The organism is Pseudomonas sp. LBUM1666 (assembly GCF_059695775.1).
Genome location: NZ_CP166789.1, coordinates 531,497 through 552,857, shown reverse-complemented (window position 1 = coordinate 552,857; position 21,361 = coordinate 531,497). Strand labels below are relative to the sequence as shown.

Annotated in this window: 18 protein-coding genes; 6 read left to right on the top strand and 12 right to left on the bottom strand. The window is 60.4% G+C overall.

Translation table 11 applies throughout. The features are described from left to right. Positions 1-63: 63 nt before the first annotated feature. Positions 64-606, bottom strand: coding sequence for an oligoribonuclease (orn, locus tag ACA056_RS02425; protein WP_008035288.1), 543 nt, complete (start codon positions 604-606; stop codon positions 64-66). 107 nt (positions 607-713) lie between these two features. Here orn and rsgA point away from each other — a divergent pair, with 107 nt between their 5' ends. Next, positions 714-1,745, top strand: a complete 1,032-nt coding sequence (gene rsgA, locus ACA056_RS02420; protein ID WP_008153263.1) for a small ribosomal subunit biogenesis GTPase RsgA — start codon at positions 714-716, stop codon at positions 1,743-1,745. A 91-nt stretch (positions 1,746-1,836) separates the two neighbouring features. Here the strand turns inward: rsgA and ACA056_RS02415 are convergent, their stop codons facing one another. The 3 genes from ACA056_RS02415 to motA form a co-directional block, all read right to left on the bottom strand. Further along, complete coding sequence (locus tag ACA056_RS02415; RefSeq protein WP_497270235.1) at positions 1,837-2,106, bottom strand: hypothetical protein; 270 nt, start codon at positions 2,104-2,106, stop codon at positions 1,837-1,839. 646 nt (positions 2,107-2,752) lie between these two features. Further along, positions 2,753-3,796: a flagellar motor protein MotB gene (motB, locus tag ACA056_RS02410; RefSeq protein ID WP_497270233.1), complete on the bottom strand. Its 1,044-nt coding sequence runs from the start codon at positions 3,794-3,796 to the stop codon at positions 2,753-2,755. A gap of 3 nt (positions 3,797-3,799) precedes the next feature. Next, on the bottom strand, positions 3,800-4,651 hold the full coding sequence (gene motA, locus ACA056_RS02405; protein ID WP_497270231.1) for a flagellar motor stator protein MotA: 852 nt from the start codon (positions 4,649-4,651) through the stop codon (positions 3,800-3,802). Positions 4,652-4,817: 166 nt separating this feature from the next. Between motA and ACA056_RS02400 the strand changes: the two genes are divergently transcribed. From ACA056_RS02400 to asd, 3 genes are read left to right on the top strand one after another with little or no spacing between them, the layout of a single operon-like run. After that, positions 4,818-6,356: an HDOD domain-containing protein gene (locus ACA056_RS02400; RefSeq protein WP_497270229.1), complete on the top strand. Its 1,539-nt coding sequence runs from the start codon at positions 4,818-4,820 to the stop codon at positions 6,354-6,356. Positions 6,357-6,398: 42 nt separating this feature from the next. After that, the gene (locus ACA056_RS02395; RefSeq protein WP_497270227.1) at positions 6,399-7,214 is read left to right on the top strand and encodes a rhodanese-like domain-containing protein; all 816 of its coding nucleotides are present in this window, start codon (positions 6,399-6,401) and stop codon (positions 7,212-7,214) included. A gap of 18 nt (positions 7,215-7,232) precedes the next feature. Beyond that, on the top strand, positions 7,233-8,093 hold the full coding sequence (gene asd / locus ACA056_RS02390) for an archaetidylserine decarboxylase (protein WP_046045706.1): 861 nt from the start codon (positions 7,233-7,235) through the stop codon (positions 8,091-8,093). Positions 8,094-8,149: 56 nt separating this feature from the next. Here asd and ACA056_RS02385 read toward each other — a convergent pair whose 3' ends face one another. Continuing rightward, positions 8,150-8,551 carry a lectin OAA family protein gene (locus ACA056_RS02385; protein WP_042932429.1) on the bottom strand — a complete coding sequence of 134 codons (402 nt, stop codon included), beginning with the start codon at positions 8,549-8,551 and terminating at the stop codon, positions 8,150-8,152. A 199-nt stretch (positions 8,552-8,750) separates the two neighbouring features. Between ACA056_RS02385 and ACA056_RS02380 the strand changes: the two genes are divergently transcribed. Continuing rightward, positions 8,751-10,529 (top strand): cyclic-di-GMP receptor FimW-related protein, encoded by a 1,779-nt coding sequence (locus ACA056_RS02380; RefSeq protein ID WP_497270224.1) that lies wholly within the window; start codon positions 8,751-8,753, stop codon positions 10,527-10,529. A 177-nt stretch (positions 10,530-10,706) separates the two neighbouring features. Here the strand turns inward: ACA056_RS02380 and serB are convergent, their stop codons facing one another. Then, entirely contained in the window at positions 10,707-11,921 is a 1,215-nt protein-coding gene (gene serB, locus ACA056_RS02375; RefSeq protein WP_497270222.1) for a phosphoserine phosphatase SerB, read from the bottom strand. Positions 11,922-12,056: 135 nt separating this feature from the next. On the opposite strand from serB, the gene ACA056_RS02370 reads away from it, so the two are divergent. Beyond that, positions 12,057-13,589 carry an AhpA/YtjB family protein gene (locus ACA056_RS02370; protein WP_497270220.1) on the top strand — a complete coding sequence of 511 codons (1,533 nt, stop codon included), beginning with the start codon at positions 12,057-12,059 and terminating at the stop codon, positions 13,587-13,589. A 377-nt stretch (positions 13,590-13,966) separates the two neighbouring features. Here the strand turns inward: ACA056_RS02370 and ACA056_RS02365 are convergent, their stop codons facing one another. The 6 genes from ACA056_RS02365 to ACA056_RS02340 all read right to left on the bottom strand — a co-directional run bounded on the left by ACA056_RS02365 (position 13,967) and on the right by ACA056_RS02340 (position 21,209). Continuing rightward, on the bottom strand, positions 13,967-14,680 hold the full coding sequence (locus tag ACA056_RS02365; protein ID WP_497270218.1) for a PqiC family protein: 714 nt from the start codon (positions 14,678-14,680) through the stop codon (positions 13,967-13,969). A gap of 176 nt (positions 14,681-14,856) precedes the next feature. Beyond that, positions 14,857-17,124, bottom strand: coding sequence for a DNA topoisomerase IV subunit A (gene parC / locus ACA056_RS02360; RefSeq protein WP_497270216.1), 2,268 nt, complete (start codon positions 17,122-17,124; stop codon positions 14,857-14,859). A 7-nt stretch (positions 17,125-17,131) separates the two neighbouring features. Further along, positions 17,132-17,656 carry a retropepsin-like aspartic protease family protein gene (locus ACA056_RS02355; RefSeq protein WP_497270214.1) on the bottom strand — a complete coding sequence of 175 codons (525 nt, stop codon included), beginning with the start codon at positions 17,654-17,656 and terminating at the stop codon, positions 17,132-17,134. After that, the gene (locus ACA056_RS02350) at positions 17,653-18,642 is read right to left on the bottom strand and encodes an esterase-like activity of phytase family protein (protein ID WP_497270212.1); all 990 of its coding nucleotides are present in this window, start codon (positions 18,640-18,642) and stop codon (positions 17,653-17,655) included. Before ACA056_RS02350 ends, ACA056_RS02355 begins: the two co-directional genes overlap by 4 nt. Further along, positions 18,642-20,546 carry a DNA topoisomerase IV subunit B gene (parE, locus tag ACA056_RS02345; RefSeq protein ID WP_309675704.1) on the bottom strand — a complete coding sequence of 635 codons (1,905 nt, stop codon included), beginning with the start codon at positions 20,544-20,546 and terminating at the stop codon, positions 18,642-18,644. The genes ACA056_RS02350 and parE overlap by 1 nt, the downstream gene beginning before the upstream one ends. Positions 20,547-20,600: 54 nt before the next feature. Then, a complete protein-coding gene (locus ACA056_RS02340) occupies positions 20,601-21,209 on the bottom strand; it encodes a YqiA/YcfP family alpha/beta fold hydrolase (protein ID WP_076028872.1) in 609 nt (202 codons plus the stop codon). Between the last annotated feature and the right edge of the window lie 152 nt (positions 21,210-21,361).

Genomic DNA, 21,361 nt, shown 5'->3' with positions numbered 1-21,361 from the left:
TCTAGCCATTTAGGGACGGCACCAAAAGAGGGCATTGCACATTCCGTGCAGCCCTCAATTCCATCAGAACTTGATGAAATGCTTGCGGTAGTGCTGCAGCTCGGCAATCGATTCGCGGATGTCATCCAGGGCCAGGTGGGTACTGCCCTTTTTGAAGCTGTCGCGCACGTCCGGCGCCCAGCGTGCGGCCAACTCTTTAAGGGTCGACACGTCAAGGTTGCGGTAGTGGAAGAAGCTTTCCAGGGATTTCATGTGGGTATAAAGGAAGCGACGGTCCTGGCAAATGCTGTTGCCACAGATCGGCGACTTGCCCTTCGGCACCCATTTTTCCAGGAAGGCGATGGTTTCGGCTTCGGCTTCGGCCATGCTGATGCGGCTGTCGCGCACCCGTTGAGTCAGCCCGGAGCCGCCGTGTTGACGGGTATTCCACTCGTCCATGCCGGCGAGGATCTCGTCGCTGTGGTGGATAGCGATCACCGGACCTTCGGCCAAGGTGTTCAGGTCACTGTCGGTGACGATGGTGGCCATCTCGATGATGACGTCGGTATCAGGGTTCAGACCGGTCATTTCCAGGTCGATCCAGATCAGATTCTGCGGGTTTTGCATGTGTCGGCTCCTAGGCAATGCTGCGCAGTTTAGCCTAGGCCGGTGGCCGGGCGTGCTAAACTCGCGGCCGTTTTACCTAATCGCTGCATTCTTGATACGGAACACCCATGGCCAAACGCCAACTCAATCGTCGTCAAAACTGGCGCATCGAAAAGATTCAGGGCGAACGCGCTGCCCGCGCCGCCAAACGCGAGTCCTCGGCTGTCGAGGCACTTGAGGGTGGCGATCTGGGGCCGGAACAGACGGGCCTGGTGATCGCGCACTTCGGTGTGCAGGTCGAAGTCGAAGCCCTCGATGGCGATTTGGCCGGCCAGGTGTTCCGCTGTCACTTGCGCGCCAACCTGCCGGCGCTGGTGACCGGCGATCAGGTGGTCTGGCGTGCCGGCAACCAGGGCATCGGTGTGATTGTGGCGCAACTGCCGCGTAAAACCGAACTCTGCCGTCCGGACAGCCGTGGTCAGCTCAAGCCTGTAGCCGCCAACGTCGACATGATCGTCATCGTCTTCGCGCCGCTGCCCGAGCCCCATGCCAACCTGATCGACCGTTATCTGGTCGCTGCTGAGCACGCAGGGATTCGTCCGCTGCTGTTGCTCAACAAGTTCGACCTGATCGACGAGCAGAACGCCCCGGCGTTGAATGCCTTGCTGGCGGTTTACCGCACGCTGGGTTACCCAGTGCTGGAAGTCTCGGCGCACCACGGCAACGGCATGGAGCAACTGCAAGAACAGCTGGACGGACGCATCAGCGTATTCGTCGGCCAGTCCGGCGTCGGCAAATCCTCGTTGGTCAACAGCCTGTTGCCTGAAGTCGAAGCCCGTGTCGGCCCGCTGTCCGAGTTGTCCGGCCAGGGCACCCACACCACCACCACCGCGCGGTTGTTCCACTTCCCCGGTGGCGGTGAGTTGATCGACTCCCCAGGTATTCGTGAGTTCGGCCTGGGCCACGTCAGCCGTGCCGACGTCGAAGCCGGCTTCATCGAGTTCAACGACTTGATCGGCACCTGCCGCTTCCGCGACTGCAAGCACGACCGCGAGCCGGGTTGTGCCCTGCTCAAGGCCTTGGAAGAGGGTCGCGTGCAGCAGCAACGGATGAACAGCTATCGCTCGATCATCGCCAGTTTGCCGGAGACCAGCTATTAAGTAGCCTTGATCATTTTCGTGGTGCCACGGAAATGATCAGCAGCCTCCAGCACGAGACAAAAAAGCCGCGAATATCGCGGCTTTCTCATTTTCAGCGTGCGACTTTTTCCAGCGTCCAGCCCAGGACGTCCAAGGCGTCACAACCATCCTGAACCAACATATGCGCACCGTTGGCGAAATGCTCCAGGTCGTGGCCTTCGGCTTCTTTGACGCACAAGCAGGTAACGCTGTTGAGCAGATTGCGCGCGGCTTTGAGTCGGTGGACGGCGGTTTCAAGAAGATCGGAAGCGCGGGCTTCGGTGTCGATGTAAAGCGTCGGGCCGACGCTGAAGTTGCCTTGGAGCGGGTGGTACTTAGCCATGGGTCAAAACTCCGGGTACTTTCGAGAGGTTTCATCTTTGTTCCGACCGGCTAAGATCGGTCACCACGTTGGCAGCGACGGCAGAACTATAGGCAAAAGCCTGCACGACTGAGAACCCCGGCACGAAATTTCAGACCGTTCCTACAACTTCTAATCTCACCAGCAAACCGGTTCCGACAGGGAAACACCCCCAGACAGTCAGGTCGGCTATTAGGCCGCCTCGGGATGCTGTTGCGGTGCACGCCCCCTCGAGAGGCCGAGTGGAGGTTCTGCGTAGTGGGCAACCCGGCATGGATGCCGGGTTAGCCGCCCCCGGCCATGGATGGCCGATGGCGGCGGGCCCACGGAGCAGGACCGGAGCGAGGGAATGGCGAGCCTAGGCGAGACACCGAACGTCAGGGGCAAGAGCCCTTTGGTTACTTTGGGGCTTTTCCAAAGTGACCCGCTGTAAGAGCGGAACCATAAGCGGCCGTTACCGCAGAAATGGATATGTACACCGCCCTCAAACTCCCGTCGCCTGACACAAAGCCTTCGCGAGCAGGCTCGCTCCCACAGGGACAGTGCCCAGGCTGAAAATGCAGTGGCTTTCAAGCCAGTGAAAGCCGCACAAAAAAGCCGACATTTCTGTCGGCTTGATTGTTGTGGCTCACTTCTTCGCCGGATCCGCCGGTTTAGCCGGCTCACCCGGTTTCGGCGCCGGATCATCAAACAGATTCAAACGCTCCCGAAGCTCATGCGCCGGCAACGGCTCTTTATCCGCCGGCAACGCATTCGGATCGGCGGGCACTTCGCCCGGGCCGCCCTGCCCTTGCGTCGGCGTTGGCTCTGGAGCCGGCTCCGCGCCTTGCGACCCTTCGATGGCGCGCTGGGCTTTCTTGGTCAGCACCACGATGTCGATACGGCGATTGACCGGATTGAACGGGGTCTCGCGATCGAACAGTGCTGACGAGGCATAACCGACGACCCGCGCCACCTGAGTATCCGGATAGCTGCCAGCGATCAGCGCACGACGTGCCGCGTTGGCACGGTTGGCCGAGAGCTCCCAGTTACCGAAATCACCCGTGCCCGAATACGGCTTGGCATCGGTGTGACCGCTGATGCTGATCTTGTTCGGCACCGCTTTGATGGTGTCAGCCATGGCCAGCAGGATGTCTTCGAAGTACGGCTTCAGGCGGGCACTGCCGGAGTCGAACATCGGCCGGTTTTCGGCGTCCACGATCTGGATGCGCAAACCGTCCGGCGTGATTTCGAACAGGATCTGGTCTTTGAATTTCTTGAGTTGCGGATTCTCTTCGACCTTGTTCTGCAGTTCTTGCAGCAACAGCTCGAGACGTTCCTTCTCGACCTGCTCGGCCATGCCTTCAACCTGCTCGGCGTCGATGGTCACCTTGTCTGGCTGCGGCTGGGATTTCACCTCGGGGTTGAGGGTGTTCTCCGGCGCCAGGGTCGGTGAGCCGCCCAGGTCGATGATGTACGGCGTGCCGCTTTCGGAAAAGCCGACCGGGTCCTTGAAGTAACCGGCGATGGCGATCTTCTGTTCCGGTGTTGCGGTGGACAGCAGCCACAGCACTAGGAAGAACGCCATCATCGCCGTCGCGAAGTCCGCGAAGGCGATTTTCCAGGCGCCCCCGTGATGCCCGCCGGCGATGCGCTTGACGCGCTTGATGATTATCGGCTGGTTATTTTCCATGACTTAGCGACCGCGAACCGCTTGTTCCAGCTCAGCGAAGCTAGGACGGTGCGCCGGGTACAGAACCTTGCGACCGAACTCTACCGCCAGCGATGGCGGCATGCCGGAGGCCGAAGCGACCAGCGAGGCCTTGATGGCTTCGTAGACGTTCAGTTCTTCCTTGGCATCGTGGCCCAGGGACGTGGCCAATGGGCCGAAGAAGCCATATGCCGCGAGAATACCGAAGAAGGTACCGACCAGGGCTGCACCCACGTGCAGACCGATGGATTTCTGGTCGCCTTCGCCCAGGGAAGCCATAGTCACCACGATACCCAGTACCGCCGCAACGATACCGAAACCCGGCATGGCGTCGGCAATGCCGTTCACCGCGTGGGCAGGGTGTTCCAGGTCTTCCTTGAGGCTGTAGAGTTCCATGTCGAACAGGCCTTCCAACTCATGGGGAGCCATGTTGCCGGAGGACATGATGCGCAGGTAATCACAGATGAACGCGGTCATGCGTTCGTCTTTAAGCACGGTCGGGTACTTGGCGAAGATCGGGCTTGCGGCGGCGTCTTCGATGTCGCCCTCGATGGCCATCATGCCTTCGCGGCGGCTCTTGTTGAGGATCTCGTAGATCAGGCCCAGCACTTCCAGATAGAACGTGTGGTTGAAACGCGAACTGAACATGCTCAAGGATTTCTTGAGCACGTGCATGGTCATGTAACCGGGGTTGGCCTGCAGAAATGCACCGAGTGCCGCACCACCAATAATCATCACCTCGAAGGGCTGAATCAGGGCGGCAATTTTGCCGTGGGAGAGCACGTATCCGCCGAGCACGCTCGCGAATACGACGATGATGCCGATTAATTTAGCCATAGGTAGGAGAGCACTTACTGAGTCGGGTTCAAGGTCATATTCGGAAGTTAAAAAATCTCTTCTTCTACTTATCGGCAAAACTGCGCCAGACTATAGCCAGTTCAGGCGAAAAGCCAATTTGGCCCGCTCCGGGCATAGGTAATGCAGACGATGATCGCGTCCAACCATGGCTAACGAAACAAACGTTCCAACTCCAAAACCAACCACTCTCGAAGGCTGGGTCAAGCTTCTCGATGGCGTGCGCTTGCCCGTTCCGCAAGCCAGTCATGACCGTGTCTGCAAGGCCATCGCCAACAGTCGCAGCTCTTTGCGCGATATTGCCGAACTGATACAGGACAGCCCGGCGCTGGCCTTGAGCGTGATTCGCGAAGCCAATCGCCACACCCATGGCAGCATGACCGAGCCTGCGGAAAACCTTGAGGTAGCGATCAATCGCCTCGGTTTGAAGCGCACAGAAGAACTGCTCGCCCGCCTGCCCGCCGAACCTCAGTTAGAAATTCCGGTGGCCCTGCGTCAGCTGCAGCTGATCAGCCAGCACGCGACCCAACAGGCCAACGGTTTTTTCGCCAGTCGCCTGGCGCGGCTGTGGCAGGACATCCACTGGGGCAGCCTGCTGTTTCTCTCGCCGCTCTGGCCGATGGCATTGACTCATCCGCAACTGCTCGAAGAGTGGGAACTGCGGGTCATGCATAAAGGCGAGTCGGCGCACAAAGTCGAGAAACAATTATTCGGCGCACGCCTGCTGGAAATCTGCCTGGCGCTCGTGGACATCTGGCGCCTGCCGATCTGGGTGCAGCAGGGTTATCGGCTACTGCTAAACGAGCAGCGTGAGCTGGTGAAAGTGCTTCGCATCGCTCGCGACAGCGATCATCCATTGCGCCAACAGAACCGCCTCGATGACGATCCGACCCTGCGACGCTGGCTCAATCAGCCGGCCAATACGGTGCTGTTGGCCAACGGTCTGGCGCTGTCGGCACAACAGGCCTGGGACAGTCCGCACAGTGAACGCTGGCAGTACCTGACCAGCCTTTACCTGCAAATGCCAATGGATGAAGTGCAGCAGCAGTTGCACCAACAGGCCGCCAACAGCGCCCGCCATCACGCCATGCCGGACCTCTGGCACCCGGCCACTTCACTGATCTGGCCGTGGGGCACGAACCGTGTCCATGCCGGTTTGCTGCCGGCCCCGGCACCGACGGCCGAAGACCTGGCGAAATGGCGCAGACAGTGTGCCGAGTTGCTGGTCGAGCCCAGCCGTTTCACCAATGCCATGCACTTGACCACGTCTGCCCGGGACGCTTTGGTCGCGTGCGGCATGCGTCGGGTGATGATCCTGATGGCCGACCGCACTCACGCCAATCTGCGGGTACACCAGACGGCCGGGCTGGCAAAAGAAGTGGCCGGCCTGAACTTCGTCGTCAGCCAGAGCACCGTGCTGCAACGCCTGCTCTCGCAACAAGCCCAGGTACGCCTGACGCCGGCGAACAACGCACAATTCTCGGCCATGCTGCCGGCCAGCCTGCGTTCACAGTTCGGCGGTGAACACCTGCTGCTACGCTCACTGGTCAATAACGGTCGGGTCATCATGATTGTGGTGGCGGATCAGGGCGGCGGGCCGTTCTCTGAAATCACCGCGCAAGCCTTCGGCAAAACCGCGCAGTGCATCGAAAAGGCACTGCACAGCTTTAGCCACCGCGGCCAATGACGCTGCGCTACAATCCTCCCTTTTGTGTTCTGGAGACCTCACATGTCTGACTTCTCTGGCTTGCCGCTGGTGATCGAGCCGAGCGACTTGCTCCCTCGTCTCGACTCCCGCGAACTAATTCTGGTGGACCTGACCAGCAGCGCCCGCTATGCCGAAGGGCATATCCCCGGTGCGCGTTTTGTCGATCCGAAACGCACGCAACTCGGTCACGCGCCTGCGCCGGGACTGATGCCGCCGCAAGCGGCGCTCGAAGCGTTGTTCGGTGAGCTGGGACACAACCCCGATGCAGTCTACGTGGTCTATGACGACGAAGGCGGCGGTTGGGCCGGGCGCTTTATCTGGCTGCTGGATGTCATCGGCCACAGCAAGTACCACTATGTCGACGGCGGCCTGAAGGCCTGGCTGGCAGAAGGCCTGCCCATGTCGATCCAGATCCCGGCCGCGGTCGGCGGCCCGGTTGCGCTGACCCTGCATGATGAACCCACCGCCACCCGCGAGTACCTGCAAAGCCGTCTAGGTGCTCCCGACCTGGCGATCTGGGACGCGCGCGGGCCGCTGGAGTACTCCGGCGAAAAAGTCCTGGCAGCCAAGGCCGGGCACATTCCCGGCGCGGTCAATTTCGAATGGACCGCGGGCATGGATCAGGCGCGCAACCTGCGCATCCGCACCGACATGCCGCAGATCCTCGATCAACTCGGCATCACCAAAGACAAAGAAATCATCACCCACTGCCAGACTCACCACCGTTCTGGCTTCACTTATCTAGTGGCCAAGTCCCTCGGTTATCCGCGGGTCAAGGGCTACGCCGGCTCCTGGGGCGAATGGGGCAACCATCCCGACACCCCCGTAGAGATTTAAGGTTTTTAAGGACAGTTAATGAATAAGCGTTTGTTTATCCTCAGCCAATACCTGCTGCCCCATCACTTGCTCTCGCGACTGGCCGGCTGCATTGCCGAATGCCGCGTACGCTGGTTCAAGAACGCGTTTACCGCGTGGTTCGCCAAGCGTTATCAGGTGGACATGTCCCAGGCGCTGGTCGAAGACCTGACCGCCTACGAACACTTCAATGCGTTCTTCACTCGCGCCTTGAAGGACGGCGCTCGCCCGCTGGACGAGACGCCAGGCGCGATCCTCAGCCCGGCCGACGGCGCGGTCAGCCAACTCGGCCCGATCGAACACGGTCGTGTGTTCCAGGCCAAGGGCCACAGCTTCAGCGTGCTGGAATTGCTGGGCGGCGACGCTGCCAACGCGGCGCCGTTCATGGGAGGTGATTTCGCGACTATTTATCTGTCGCCGAAGGACTACCACCGCGTGCACATGCCGTTGGCCGGCACCCTGCGCGAGATGGTCTACATCCCGGGCCGGATCTTCTCGGTCAACCAGACCACAGCCGAAAACGTTCCGGAACTGTTCGCCCGCAACGAGCGTGTGGCATGCATTTTCGACACCGAGCGCGGGCCGATGGCCGTGGTGTTGGTGGGTGCGATGATCGTCGCGTCGATCGAAACCGTTTGGGCCGGGCTGGTCACGCCGCCAAAACGCGAGCTGAAAACCTTCCGCTACGACGAAGCCGCCCGTGCACCGATCCATTTGGAAAAAGGTGCAGAACTGGGTCGCTTCAAGCTGGGTTCGACCGCTGTCGTGCTGTTCGGGCCTGATCAAGTGAAGTGGGCTGAAGAGCTGGCGGCCGGTTCGCCGGTGCAGATGGGCCAGGGCATGGGCCTGGCAAAAGCCTGATCCCTGATCCGAACCCCGCGAACGTCTTCGCGGGGTCGGACATTTCGGTGGTGCCGTTACTCTATCTGTCCACGGAAGCCGATCGGCCCTTCGTTGGCGTAGGTATTGGTGCCACTGAGGTTTTTCCCTCCATCGCTGGAGGTCACGCTCAACGCCACAACGTTCTGATTATCCCGACCTCCGATGACCCATTTGCCACCCGGATGCCACGGGGCATCGTTGCCGCCCCACTGATTTTCAACGTTGTACTGGTTCTGGCCCGTGCGCTGAGCCTTGAAGCCAATGGGACCTTCACCCGCATACGTCATGGTGCCGGTGAAACTCTTCCCGCCATCGCCCGATTTGATCTCGATCGCGACAACGTTCTGGTTGTCCCGCGCGCCTAGCGTCCAGTCTCCGCCCGGATGCCAGGGTGCCGAACTACCGCCCCATTGATTTGCCACTACATATCTAGACATAAACTTCATCTCCTTGAAGTTACAAAGAGACCTGCCCTGCGTAGGCAGCAGGCCGTACGACTGTGCGTATCCAGTCGCACGACTGTCAGATTAGTAGTACGCCCGGAGGGCACTCGACTGACAGACAAACGGTAAAAATCCATAGCTGCTACAGTCAGGTTATTCACTGCCCATTAACCGGTTGGAGTTTTTCCACGGCATGGATGAGACCAGTCCCCATCTTCTGCTACGCGCGCCCGTCCCGCTGCAGGTGCGCCTGTCGTTCTGTGAAGCCACCCCGCGCGATCTCAAGCGCTGGATCGCCAATTTGCCCAAAGCCAACATCGGCGAAACCGCTCGTCAGCTGTATCAAGGCTTGAGCGAACTCAATCAGCTGTTCACACCCAGCGACAATCGCCTGCAATTGCTCGAACTGCTGCGGCCCGAGGTGTATTACGTCTGCAAACACCTTGAGCAGCATTTCCTTCATCAGTCGATTGTCCTCGACGAGCGTTCCCGCAAGATCGCCAACCTCTGCCAGGCGCTGCAAAGTCACTTGGCCATTGGTTATAAGCAGATCGTCGTGCGCATCACACCGAAATTCACCAAGGACCGTGCGCCGCTGCTGACCCAGGCGCTGCAACGGGCGATCCATTGCCTGAACGGGCCGCTGATTCGCGCTACCAAACTCTATTGCCCCGTGCCGGAAGGCCTGTGGCTGGAGCTGCATCAGCTCTACCGAATCGCCTGCGCGCACCGGCTCCAGCACACGAGCCTGCGCGATGAGCTGGCCAGCCAGACGCAAAACCTGAGCATCGAACAGACCTACGTGGTCGCCTTGCTGCTGGGCGCCTCACGCTGCAACCAACTGCGCCAGCACCAGATTGCCCGGGTTGCCGAGGTGCTGGAGCCCTGGAGCCAATGGATCAAGCTGCAACCCGGCAAACCGGCCACCGGGCTGTTTGCCGTCGTGCCAGACCTCGACACCGGACCGCGTTACCGCACCAAGTTCCGGGCCGAGCAGCAAGAGAGCTTATTGGGGATTGATCCGCAGCCGTTGGTCGCGGCGATTGAAGCTCATTTGCAAAAAAACGACAGTTCATCACCGCTGCCCGTGCCAGCAGGGTTAAGCCTGGATACGTTGCAACACCTTCATGCCGCCTGGGGCCAGACTGCCGAGCGCAGTTTCCAGCGCACCGTCGGCCAAGGCACGTTGACCCTGTGCATAGGCATGAGCGCGCTGCACTTTTATCTGGGTGGGCAACGCTCATTCAGCGACATCCTGAAAAACCCCGGAGCCCAACCTGCACAATTTTCGGTAACGTCAGTGACCGGCCGTGAAAAGGACCAATGGCACCAGGCCTTCGACGCCGCTCCCCAAGGCAATGCAGACGCTCTATTGCCCTACGAAGAGATCGAATACCCGCAGCTTCAGAATGACGACAGCCACGAAGCATCCGACCGCAATCAGCACTTCCCGACTCATGTTCTGTCAGTGATCAATCACAGCCCCGGCGGTTACTGCCTGGCCTGGCCCGCCGCTGTGCCGGCCGAGTTGCAAGCGGGTGAGATGGTCGGTATCGAGGATTCTGCCGGTCAGGGTTGGAGCATCGCGGTGGTGCGCTGGATCCGCCAGGTGCGCGGCGGTGGCACGCAGATGGGTATCGAGCAGGTTGCGCCCTGCGCCGAGCCTTGCGGCCTGCAACTGGTGCGCACCCGTGATGACCACAGCCAATACCTTCGTGGTCTGTTGCTGCCGCAAATCAGCGCCATCGACGCGCCGGCCACTCTGCTCGCGCCGCGCCTGCCCTTTCAGGAGGGCAACAAGGTCATGATCAACACCCACGGTGAGGAACGCCGGGTCGGGCTGGAGCGGCGGGTGGCGAGCACCAACAGTTTCAATCAGTTCGCCTACCGCCCACTGGAGGTCGCCAGAAACGACAACGCCGCGGTGAGCGGCGCTGAGGAGGATTTTGATTCGTTGTGGAAAACACTTTGAGGGAGTAGCAGATTCCTGTGGCGAGGGGGTTTATCGGAACGCCGCACCGCCCCGTTGGGCTGCGAAGCGGCCCCCTGCGTCCTCTCAGGCAGACCGAGTTATCTGGATCTGCGACTGCTACGCAGCCGAACGGGGGTAAACCCCCTCGCCACAAAGGCCCTGTAGTCAATACGAAATTCAGAGCTGCCCGTCGCGATCCCGGAAACCCAGCAGATACAGAACGCCATCCAGCCCAAGGGTGGAAATCGCCTGCTTCGCCGACTGCTTGACCAGCGGTTTGGCGCGGAACGCCACGCCCAACCCGGCTATCGCCAGCATCGGCAAATCGTTGGCACCGTCGCCGACCGCAATGGTCTGCTCCAGACGCAAACCTTCCTTGTGCGCCAGTTCCTTCAGCAGATCCGCCTTGCGCTGCGCATCGACAATCGGCTCGAGCGCCACGCCAGTCACTTTGCCGTCCACTACTTCCAGTTCGTTGGCGAACACGTAGTCGATGCCCAGCTTGGCCTGCAATTGCTTGGCGAAGTAGGTAAAGCCGCCCGACAGGATGGCGGTCTTGTAGCCCAGACGCTTGAGTTCGGCGAACAGGGTTTCGGCACCTTCGGTCAGGCGCAGGGAGGCGCCGATGGAATCGAGCACGCTGACGTCCAGCCCTTTCAACAAGGCCAGGCGCTCCTTGAAGCTGGCGCGGAAGTCCAATTCGCCGGCCATCGCCCGCTCGGTGATCGCAGACACCTGATCGCCCACACCGGCAGCCTTGGCCAGTTCGTCGATGACTTCGGCTTCGATCAGCGTCGAGTCCATGTCGAACACCGCCAGGCGGCGGTTACGACGGAACAGCGAATCTTCCTGGAAGGCGATGTCGACGTTCAATTCCTGAGCGACGCTGAGGAATTCGGCCCGCAGCGCTTGCGGATCAGCCGCTTCACCACGAACGGAAAACTCGATGCAGCCCTTGCCCTGATCGGCCGGGGTGTCCAGCGGCATGCGCCCGGACAAACGATCGATATGGTCGATATTGAGGCCATATTTGGCGGTGATCGAACTCACGGCCTGCAATTGCCCGGCGGTCACTTTGCGGGTCAGCAGGGTCACGATGTGGCGTTTCTTGCCCTGATTGCCGACCCACTGCTGGTAATCCTCTTCGGACACCGGCGTGAAACGCACCTGCTGATCGAGCTTATACGCCGTGAACAGGATGTCCTTGAGCACCGACTTGCCCTGCTCGGTGTCAGGAATTTCAACCAGGATGCCGAACGACAAAGTGTCGTGGATCACCGCCTGACCGATGTCGAGAATGTTCACACCACCTTGGGCCAGAACGCCGGTAATGGCCGCAGTCAGACCCGGACGGTCGACTCCCGTGATGTTTATCAGGACGATTTCGCGCAAGGCGCACCCCCGCAGGTGGAAAAAAACCGCATTCTACCCACATTCAGTGACCATCGGGCACCGTGAGCGCTTTGACGGTCTAGGGCCTGTCGCTATACTGCGCGTCAACTTCACGGACAAAAGAGCCGAGCTCAAGTGAACCGGCCCACGCCAGTAAAAACCGATAACTTCTTTCTGCTGATCTTCCGTGCACTGCGCCACCGCCGTGTACCGATTGCATTGCGCATCGCCAGCCATAACGTGATCCTGGTCGCTCTGGCCCTGGTGATCTATGCCTGTGTGATGGGTTTGCAGTTCAAGCAGGCCATGCACGAGCAGGCGGATGCCCTGGGCGAGAGCCTGACCACGCAGACTGCCACGTCCGCCACGGAGCTGCTGGTGTCCAACGACATCCTCAGCCTCAATGTGCTGCTCAACAATCTGACCAAAAACAAGCTGGTGGCTCACGCTGCCATCTACAGCGTGGATAACCGCATCCTCGCCGAAGCCGGTCAGCGCCCAAAGCATAGCCTGCTGGGCGAAGCCGAAGGCATGTACCAGAGCAAGATCACTTTCCAGGATGTGACCGCCGGGCAACTGCGCATCAGCCTGGACATGGATCAGTTCCAGCAGCCGATGACCATCAGCCTGCAAAGCATGGGTATTTTGAGCGCGATTCTGCTGGCCCTGTCCCTGGCCTTGAGCCTGCGTCTGGGTCGGCACATCTCCACGCCGTTGCTGCAATTGCGGGTGTGGCTGCGCCATATCGACGAATACACCCCGGCCACCGAGCGCCAGGATGAGATCGGCGATCTGGCCCGCCAGCTGCACGCCGACTTCGCGCCAGAGCCCGCCGAGCCGGAACCCGCTCCCGAGCCCGAATACGACGAAAGCGACTACGAAGACGCGGACGATAACGAGCCAACCTTCGAAGTGCGCAATTTGCGTGACCCGAGTTTCGATGAAACCAAGCCTGTGGCCGGCCTCAAACCTGCGCCACGGCGCATTGTCAGCACCGTTGAAGACGATGATGACGACGATGCATTTGCCGACCTGCGTGATGAGTCAGCTTCGACCGCGCCGAAACCGGTAGCCAAACCGCAAATATCGAACGTGCCGCAGCACAGCGCGGTGCTGGCCGTGCAACTGGGCGCTCAGGATCAGTTGCGTCGTCTGCCCCGCACACGTCTGGAAGAACTGCTCAAACGCTATCGCGACTGCCTCGATCAGGCCGCCTCGCTCTACCAGAGCGAGCTGCACACCCTGAACGATGGCAGTACGCTGATGCTGTTCCATACCGAAGACAGCGGCGACGACTACCTGACCAATGCAATCTGTTGCGGTGAGTTGTTGCGGGCTCTGGGCCATCAGTTGCAGATCGAAGTCGCCGACAGCGGCATCACCCTGCAATTGCAACTGGGCCTGACCCTGGGTGACGAGCTGTTTGGCCTGAGCCAGATAGATCTGCTGCTGACCGAAACCGCTCAGGATGCGCTGGCCCTGTCGCAACACAGCCGCAACCTGTTGCTGGTGGAGCGCAAGATCGGTGACGACGCGCTGATCCGCCAACGCGCACGAATCCGACCGATTGCCAGCCCTGAGGGTGCTTGCTGCGTAGAGCGACTGATGGAGCCTTATCCGTCGATGCTCGAGCGGCAACTGGCGCGAATGCATGAACGCCGGGCGTAAATAACCCCGTTATGAAAAAGCCCGCAGACGAGTAATCGTCTGCGGGCTTTTTGTTGATTCTGAAAAATGCGCTTGCCTCTAGAGCCACCCCTCACCCTAACCCTCCCGAAACGTCGGACCGCCCCAGAGGGGCGAGGGGACTGACCGAGGTGTCTTTCGAGGTACATCGACCTGAGATTCCGAGTCGAACTCAGGCTTGAAAAGCTTGAAGATCCGCTCCCTTTCCCCCTCTCCCCTCTGGGGCGGTCCGACGCTTCGGGAGGGTTGGGGTGAGGGGTGGATCTCAAGCCGTACACATATTCGAGGCACTCACCAATCAATCCTCAGAAACAACAAAACCCGCATCAATGCGGGCTTTGCTTCGAATCAATCCAGCCTCAGAACCTGAACACTTCCATATCGGTCCGGATCGGCGAAGCCATCGGGATCTTCGGCTGCTTTTCCGCTTCCGCCGCTGGTGCCGCCGGCTTAGCAGCCGGCTTTTTTGGCGCTTCGGCGATCGGTGGCTGATTGGCCAGCGGCTTGAGCGCCGTCGACAGTTGCTCGGCCAGACGCTGCAGCAACACACCCTGAGCCTGAACCTGAGCCGCCGTGCCACCGGCATGCTGTTCCTGCAGGTGAATGATGCGATTATCACGAACCTGGCCACGACGGTCGATCAGACGCCATTGCGCATCAAGGATCGCCGGTTGCGATTCGCCCGAGTCCAGGCGAGTAATCGTCAGCAGCACCTGAACGTCCGGTGTGAAGCCCAATGTCGCTGGCGCCAGCACCACGCGCTGACTGTCCAGATGACCGGCGACCTGACGCAGCAGCAGCTGATCGATATCCGACGACAGGCTACCCGCCCAACGACCATCAGCCGACGCTTGCAGGCTGCCATCCGGCTGTCGCTGCAACAACGTTTCGCGTTGCAGATAATCGGCTACCGTTACCGGGCCAAGCAAAACCGCCATGCCCGCGCTTTGCGCAGGCTGAGCCGGACTTCCGCTGTCCAGCTGATACAGCGACACCGGTTGGTGAACGCTGCAACCCGCCAGGCCAAGAACGCCAGCGAGCATCAAAATAAAAGGAAGGCGCAGAGCAGTCATCGTCCCATCCAGGTGGTTGCCACAAGGCTAACCACAGTGAAAATACTCAATAAATATGAAGAACGCTCGGCCACGCCGGCGCTTGAAAGGCCATATCATCCGTGAATATGCGTTCCGACTCCAGCGCCAAAGCGTCGATCTACGCGTTAAATCGTAGATCGAGCGCTCTAGGACGCTTAATTGAGGTTTTCGACGAGCAGCGCATCTACCCTCTGAAAGCCACGTGGCAGTTTGTTACCACGACGTCCACGCTCACCTTTGTAGTGTTCGAGGTCGTCTGCTTTCAGTGACAAGGTACGTTTTCCGGCCTGCAACACCAATGTGGCGCCATCCGGCAGTACGGCGATGTCCGTAACATATTCTTCGCGACTGGCCACACGCTCACCGGAGATCCCGATGATCTTGTTGCCTTTGCCCTTACCTAATTGTGGCAGATCGCTGATTTTGAAGATCAGCAGGCGACCTTCGGTGGTCACCGAGGCCAGCCAGTTTTGCTCACGATCAGCCACCGGACGCGGCAGAATCACCTTGGCGTTGTTCGGCAGGCTCAACAGCGCCTTGCCCGCCTTGTTCTTGGCTTGCAGGTCTTCACCCTTGACCACGAAACCGTAACCGGCGTCGGACGCGATCACGTAAAGCGAATCGTCTTCCGGCATCAGCACGCATTCGAAGCTCGCCCCTGGTGGCGGCGTCAGACGACCGGTCAGCGGTTCGCCCTGGCCTCGGGCCGATGGCAGCGTGTGCGCGGCCACCGAATAGCTGCGACCGGTGGAATCGATAAACACCGCAAACTGGTTGGAGCGGCCGGGCGCCAAGGCCTTGAAACCATCACCGGCCTTGTAGGAAAGCCCGGTAGCGTCGATTTCGTGACCCTTGGCGGAACGAACCCAGCCTTTTTCCGACAGGACGACGGTCACTTTCTCGTTCGGCAGCAGATCGTGCTCGGTCAAGGCCTTGGCTTCGGCGCGCTCGACGATTGGCGAGCGGCGGTCGTCGCCGTAAGTTTCGGCGTCCTTGATCAGTTCCGTGCGCACCAGCTTTTTCAGCTTGGCTTCGCTGCCCAGCAGGGCTTGCAGCTTGGCCTGTTCCTTGAGCAGTTCATCCTGCTCGGCACGCAACTTCATCTCTTCCAGTCGCGCCAACTGACGCAAACGGGTATCGAGGATGTAGTCAGCCTGTATTTCGCTCAGGGCGAAACGCTCGATCAGCGCGGCTTTCGGGTGCTCCTCGGTGCGGATGATGTGAATCACTTCATCCAGGTTGAGGTAGGCAATCAACAAACCGTCCAACAGGTGCAGGCGACGCTCGACCTTGTCGAGGCGGAATTGCAGGCGACGACGCACAGTCTGGACCCGGAATTCCAGCCACTCGACCAACAACGCGCGCAGATTTTTCAGCTGCGGCTTGCCGTCGAGGCCGATGATGTTGATGTTGACTCGGTAGCTCGACTCCAGCTCGGTGCTGGCGAACAGGTGGGTCATCAATGCATCGTGGTCAAAGTTTTTGCGTGCGCCCGGAATAATCACGATCCGGCACGGGTTTTCGTGGTCGGATTCGTCTCGCAAGTCAGCGATCTGCGGGGCTTTGGACGGTTTGGCCTGCATCATGGCCGCGATCTGTTCCAGCACCTTCGCGCCGGATACCTGATGCGGCAGCGCGGTGACGATGATGTCGCCGTCTTCGATGTGGTAAACAGCGCGCATGCGCACCGAGCCCTTGCCGGTTTCGTACATTTTCAGCAGGTCGGCGCGCGGGGTGATGATTTCTGCTTCGGTCGGGTAATCCGGGCCCTGGATGTGTTCGCAGAGCTGTTCGACCGTGGCTTTGGGCTCATCGAGCAAACGCACGCACGCTGTTGCGACTTCGCGCAGGTTGTGCGGCGGTACGTCGGTGGCCATGCCCACGGCGATGCCGGTGGTGCCGTTGAGCAGGATGTTCGGCAAACGCGCCGGCAACACCAGCGGCTCGTCGAGCGTACCGTCGAAGTTCGGACCCCAGTCCGCAGTGCCCTGGCCCAGTTCGCTGAGCAGCACTTCGGAATAACGCGACAGCCGCGCCTCGGTGTAACGCATGGCGGCGAAGGACTTGGGATCATCCGGCGCACCCCAGTTGCCCTGGCCATCGACCAGCGTGTAGCGGTAGCTGAACGGCTGGGCCATCAGGACCATGGCTTCGTAGCAGGCCGAGTCGCCGTGCGGGTGGAACTTGCCGAGCACGTCACCGACGGTACGCGCCGACTTCTTGTGCTTGGAATCGGCGTCCAGCCCCAACTCGCTCATCGCATAGATAATGCGCCGCTGTACCGGTTTCAGGCCGTCGCCGATATGCGGCAAGGCACGATCCATGATCACGTACATGGAGTAGTTGAGGTAGGCATTTTCGGTGAAGTCAGCCAGTGACCGGCGTTCTACACCGTCCAGGCTGAGATCAAGGGAGTCGCTCATGCGGGCCTCATCGGTTCGTTGTCTGGCGCAGCAGCATGGTGCCACCGCGCTGGGTAAATTCAAGTTTGTTCAGCGCGCTCATACCGAGCAGCACTTGCTTGCCATCCAGGCCTGGCACGACGAGGGCGCGCACATCACGCAGCACAATGTCGCCCAGTTGCAGCCGGTCGATGCGGGTTCGGTAACCCTGGGTGCGACCGTTGGCCGTGCTCAGGGTTACCCCAAAGCCTTTTTCCAGTTTCAGCCGTTCGGCCATTTCCGCCGGGATCGACACATCGGTCGCCCCGGTATCGAGCATGAAATCCACCGGCTGACCGTTGATCTGGCCGCTGGCGACGAAGTGACCCTGTGTGTTGCTGGCCAGTTTCACTTCGATAAAACCTTCGCCCTGTTCAGAGCTGACGACGGTATTGGGGTTCTGCTGACGCACCTCCCACTGGCCGAAAAACCGCGTCGCCAGAAACAGCGCCGCGCACCAGGCCAGCACCATCAACACTCGACCGGCGCGTTTGCCCGGAGGCTGCTGACTCATGACTTGGCACTCCAGCCACCTTCAGGCGCGGCAAAGCGCCAGACGATCGGACGCTCCTCGCCATCGGCGCGTGCATCGTTGTTGTTGTCGGTGCCAATCCACGCGCCCTCGGCGTCAACAATCAATGCTTCGGCCAGGCCGTAAGGGTTTGAATAGCGGCGATGCGCCTGCAAGGCTTCATCGGCAAACGACCAGCAGCGCTCGACCTTGGCCGTCACCGAATCACGGCGGCAGATCTGGTAAGCGTTGCGCTCAAGGGTAAACAGCTTGCCGTTGAACAGCGACAGGTCGGCAAAGTCTCGGGACACTGCTTTGGCTCGGGGAAACTGCGCCGGCTGCATTTCTTTCCCGGCTTCGCTCAGCAACACACAGCCACCATCGCAATCCCATACCGTTTGTTTGCGCTTGATCAGCAACAACCCACGGCTTTGACGCTCCGCGGCGAGCCACAATTGATCACCGGCCGGATTGATCGCCAGGCCCTCGAACAACGCATTGAAGTGCAGCAACATGCCGCTGGCCCGGGCTTCGCGAATCAGAATCGGCGAGATCTTCAGCCAGGACGATGGCCCAACGGGCGGCACTTGCAGAATCGCGGCATGGGATTCGCTGACGATGTAGCGATTACCGGCGCTGTCGCAGGTGATACCTTCAAAATCCAGATCCCCGCCACGGACAAACGACGCCACCCAGGTCCGCGAACGCAAGCCCCAGGGCAAACCGCTGTCTGGCACCGGCGGCACGCCGATGCCCACGGTTTCGGCTTGCCATACACTGTCGCGGGTATCGAGCCGGTAAATCTGATCGTCGTCGCGATCCGACACCGTCCACAGATCCTTGCCACACTGGGCCAGCCCGGACAGGTTGCCGCCGCGCATACCGTCAACGGGATGCTCGGACAACAGGCGCAGTTCCGGCAGCGGTTCGGCAAACACCGAAACCGAGGTCAGAAGTAACGCACACGCCAGGGCAAAGCCAACCCGCATCAGCCAAGAACCTCGGCCAGGTTGCCTTTGGATTCCAGCCAGGATTTGCGGTCACCGGCGCGTTTCTTCGCCAGCAGCATGTCCATCATTTCCGAGGTCGCTTCAAAATCGTCCAGCGTCAGCTGCACCAGACGCCGAGTGTTCGGGTCCATGGTGGTTTCACGCAGCTGTGGCGGGTTCATTTCACCCAGACCTTTGAATCGGGTGACCTGCGGCTTGCCGCGTTTCTTCTCGGCCACCAGACGATCGAGGATGCCATCGCGCTCGGCTTCGTCCAACGCGTAGTAAATCTCTTTGCCCAGGTCGATACGGTACAACGGCGGCATCGCGACGTAGACGTGACCGGCATCCACCAACGGGCGGAAGTGCTGGACGAACAACGCGCACAGCAAGGTGGCGATGTGCAGACCGTCGGAGTCGGCGTCGGCGAGGATGCAGATCTTGCCGTAACGCAACTGAGCGATGTCCGCCGAGCCCGGATCGACACCGATGGCCACGGCGATGTTGTGCACTTCCTGGCTGGCCAGCACTTCGCTGCCGTCGACTTCCCAGGTGTTCAGAATCTTGCCGCGCAACGGCAGGATCGCTTGAAATTCTTTATCCCGCGCCTGCTTGGCCGATCCACCGGCGGAATCACCTTCCACCAGAAACAGCTCGGAACGCATCGGGTCCTGCCCGGCGCAGTCGGCGAGTTTGCCCGGCAGTGCCGGCCCCGCCGTGATGCGCTTGCGCTCGACCTTCTTGCTGGCCTTCAGACGACGGCCGGCGTTGTTGATCGCCAGTTCCGCCAGCAACATGCCGGTCTCGGGGTGAGCATTGAGCCACAGGCTGAACGCATCCTTGACCACACCGGAAACGAACGCGGCCGCTTCACGGGACGACAGGCGCTCTTTGGTCTGGCCGGAGAATTGCGGCTCTTGCATCTTCATCGACAGCACGAAGGCGATGCGTTCCCAGACATCTTCCGGCGCCAGCTTCACGCCGCGTGGCAGCAGGCTGCGGAATTCGCAGAATTCGCGCATCGCATCGAGCAAGCCCTGACGCAGACCGTTGACGTGGGTACCGCCCTGCGCCGTCGGGATCAGGTTGACGTAGCTTTCCTGAACGCTGTCGCCACCTTCCGGCAACCACAGCAGGGCCCAATCGACCGCTTCTTTGTTACCGGCCAGGCTGCCGCAGAACGGTTCGTCCGGCAGACGTTCGAATCCATTGACGGCGTCGACCAGATAGGAACGCAGACCGTCTTCGTAATGCCATTCGACTTTCTCGCCGGTGGCCTTGTCTTCAAAACTGACCAGCAGCCCCGGGCACAGAACGGCCTTGGCCTTGAGCACGTGCTTGAGGCGGCTGATGGAGAATTTCGGCGAATCGAAGTATTTCGGGTCCGGCGCGAAGAACACGCTGGTACCCGTGTTGCGCTTGCCGACGGTCCCAATGATTTCCAGCTCGGTTTTCTTGTAACCGTCGGCGAAGGTCATCTGGTATTCGTTGCCGTCACGCTTTACGCGCACCCGGACTTCGTTCGACAAGGCGTTGACCACGGAAATACCCACCCCGTGCAGACCGCCGGAGAACTGGTAGTTCTTGTTGGAAAACTTGCCGCCCGCATGGAGCTTGGTGAGGATCAGCTCGACGCCCGACACGCCTTCTTCGGCGTGGATATCCACCGGCATGCCGCGGCCGTCATCGCTGACTTCCAGGGAGTGATCGGCGTGCAGGATGACCTGCACCGAGGTCGCGTGCCCGGCCAAGGCTTCGTCGACGCTGTTGTCGATGACTTCCTGGGCGAGGTGGTTCGGCCGACTGGTGTCGGTGTACATGCCGGGGCGTTTACGCACCGGGTCGAGGCCCGAGAGGACTTCGATGGCGTCTGCGTTATAAGAGCTAGCGCTGGGAGTGGCCATGGGGTCTCGTCGTCCGCCTGTAAAAAGAGTGTTCTGTGAAAAAGAGGCGACGACTCACAGTGCAGTGAAATCAATCGCCTGATACAAATCTGCGCCAATACCGGCAAAACTCAGCATTGCCGGTAATTGCTCGGCAAAACCCTGGAAGCTATGGTCGCCGCCGGCCTGGATACGTAACGCACAAGCCCGGTAGTACTGCTGGGCGAGGCGGTAGTCCAGCGTTTCGTCGCCGGTCTGCAACCACACCTGATACCGCTGCGGGTCCCGGGGCGCCGGCACTTCCAGCTCGGCCAGGGCCGTCACGTGGTCGTGGGTCAACTCCCAGGCCTCATCGGTATACAGGTTTTTCTGCGTCCCCAGATACCCGTCGAACATCCGGTGCGGACTGACGGCAGGGTTGATCAACAGGGCCTTGAGGCCATGGCGCTCGGCCAAGTGAGTCGCATAGTAGCCGCCGAGTGAGCTGCCGACCAGCAGTGGCCGCCCAAGCTCCTCAATCGCCTTGTTTAGCTGACCGATGGCCTCACGCGGATGGTGATGCAAGGCCGGGACGCGCAACTGATCGCTCAAGCCCAGACGTTCCATTACTTGTACCAACTGCGTGGCCTTTTTAGACGAAGGCGCGCTGTTGAAACCGTGGATATAAAGGATCGAACCAGACATTTGAGCTCCCTGTGCGTCGGGTAAAGAGGCGCAGTTTACAGGGAGTCGGGGGAATCGGGGATATCCGCAGAAATGACGCTGCCTGTGCGGACGCCTTCGCGAGCAAGCTCGCTCCCACAGGGAATATGTGAACGACGCAGATCCAATGTGGG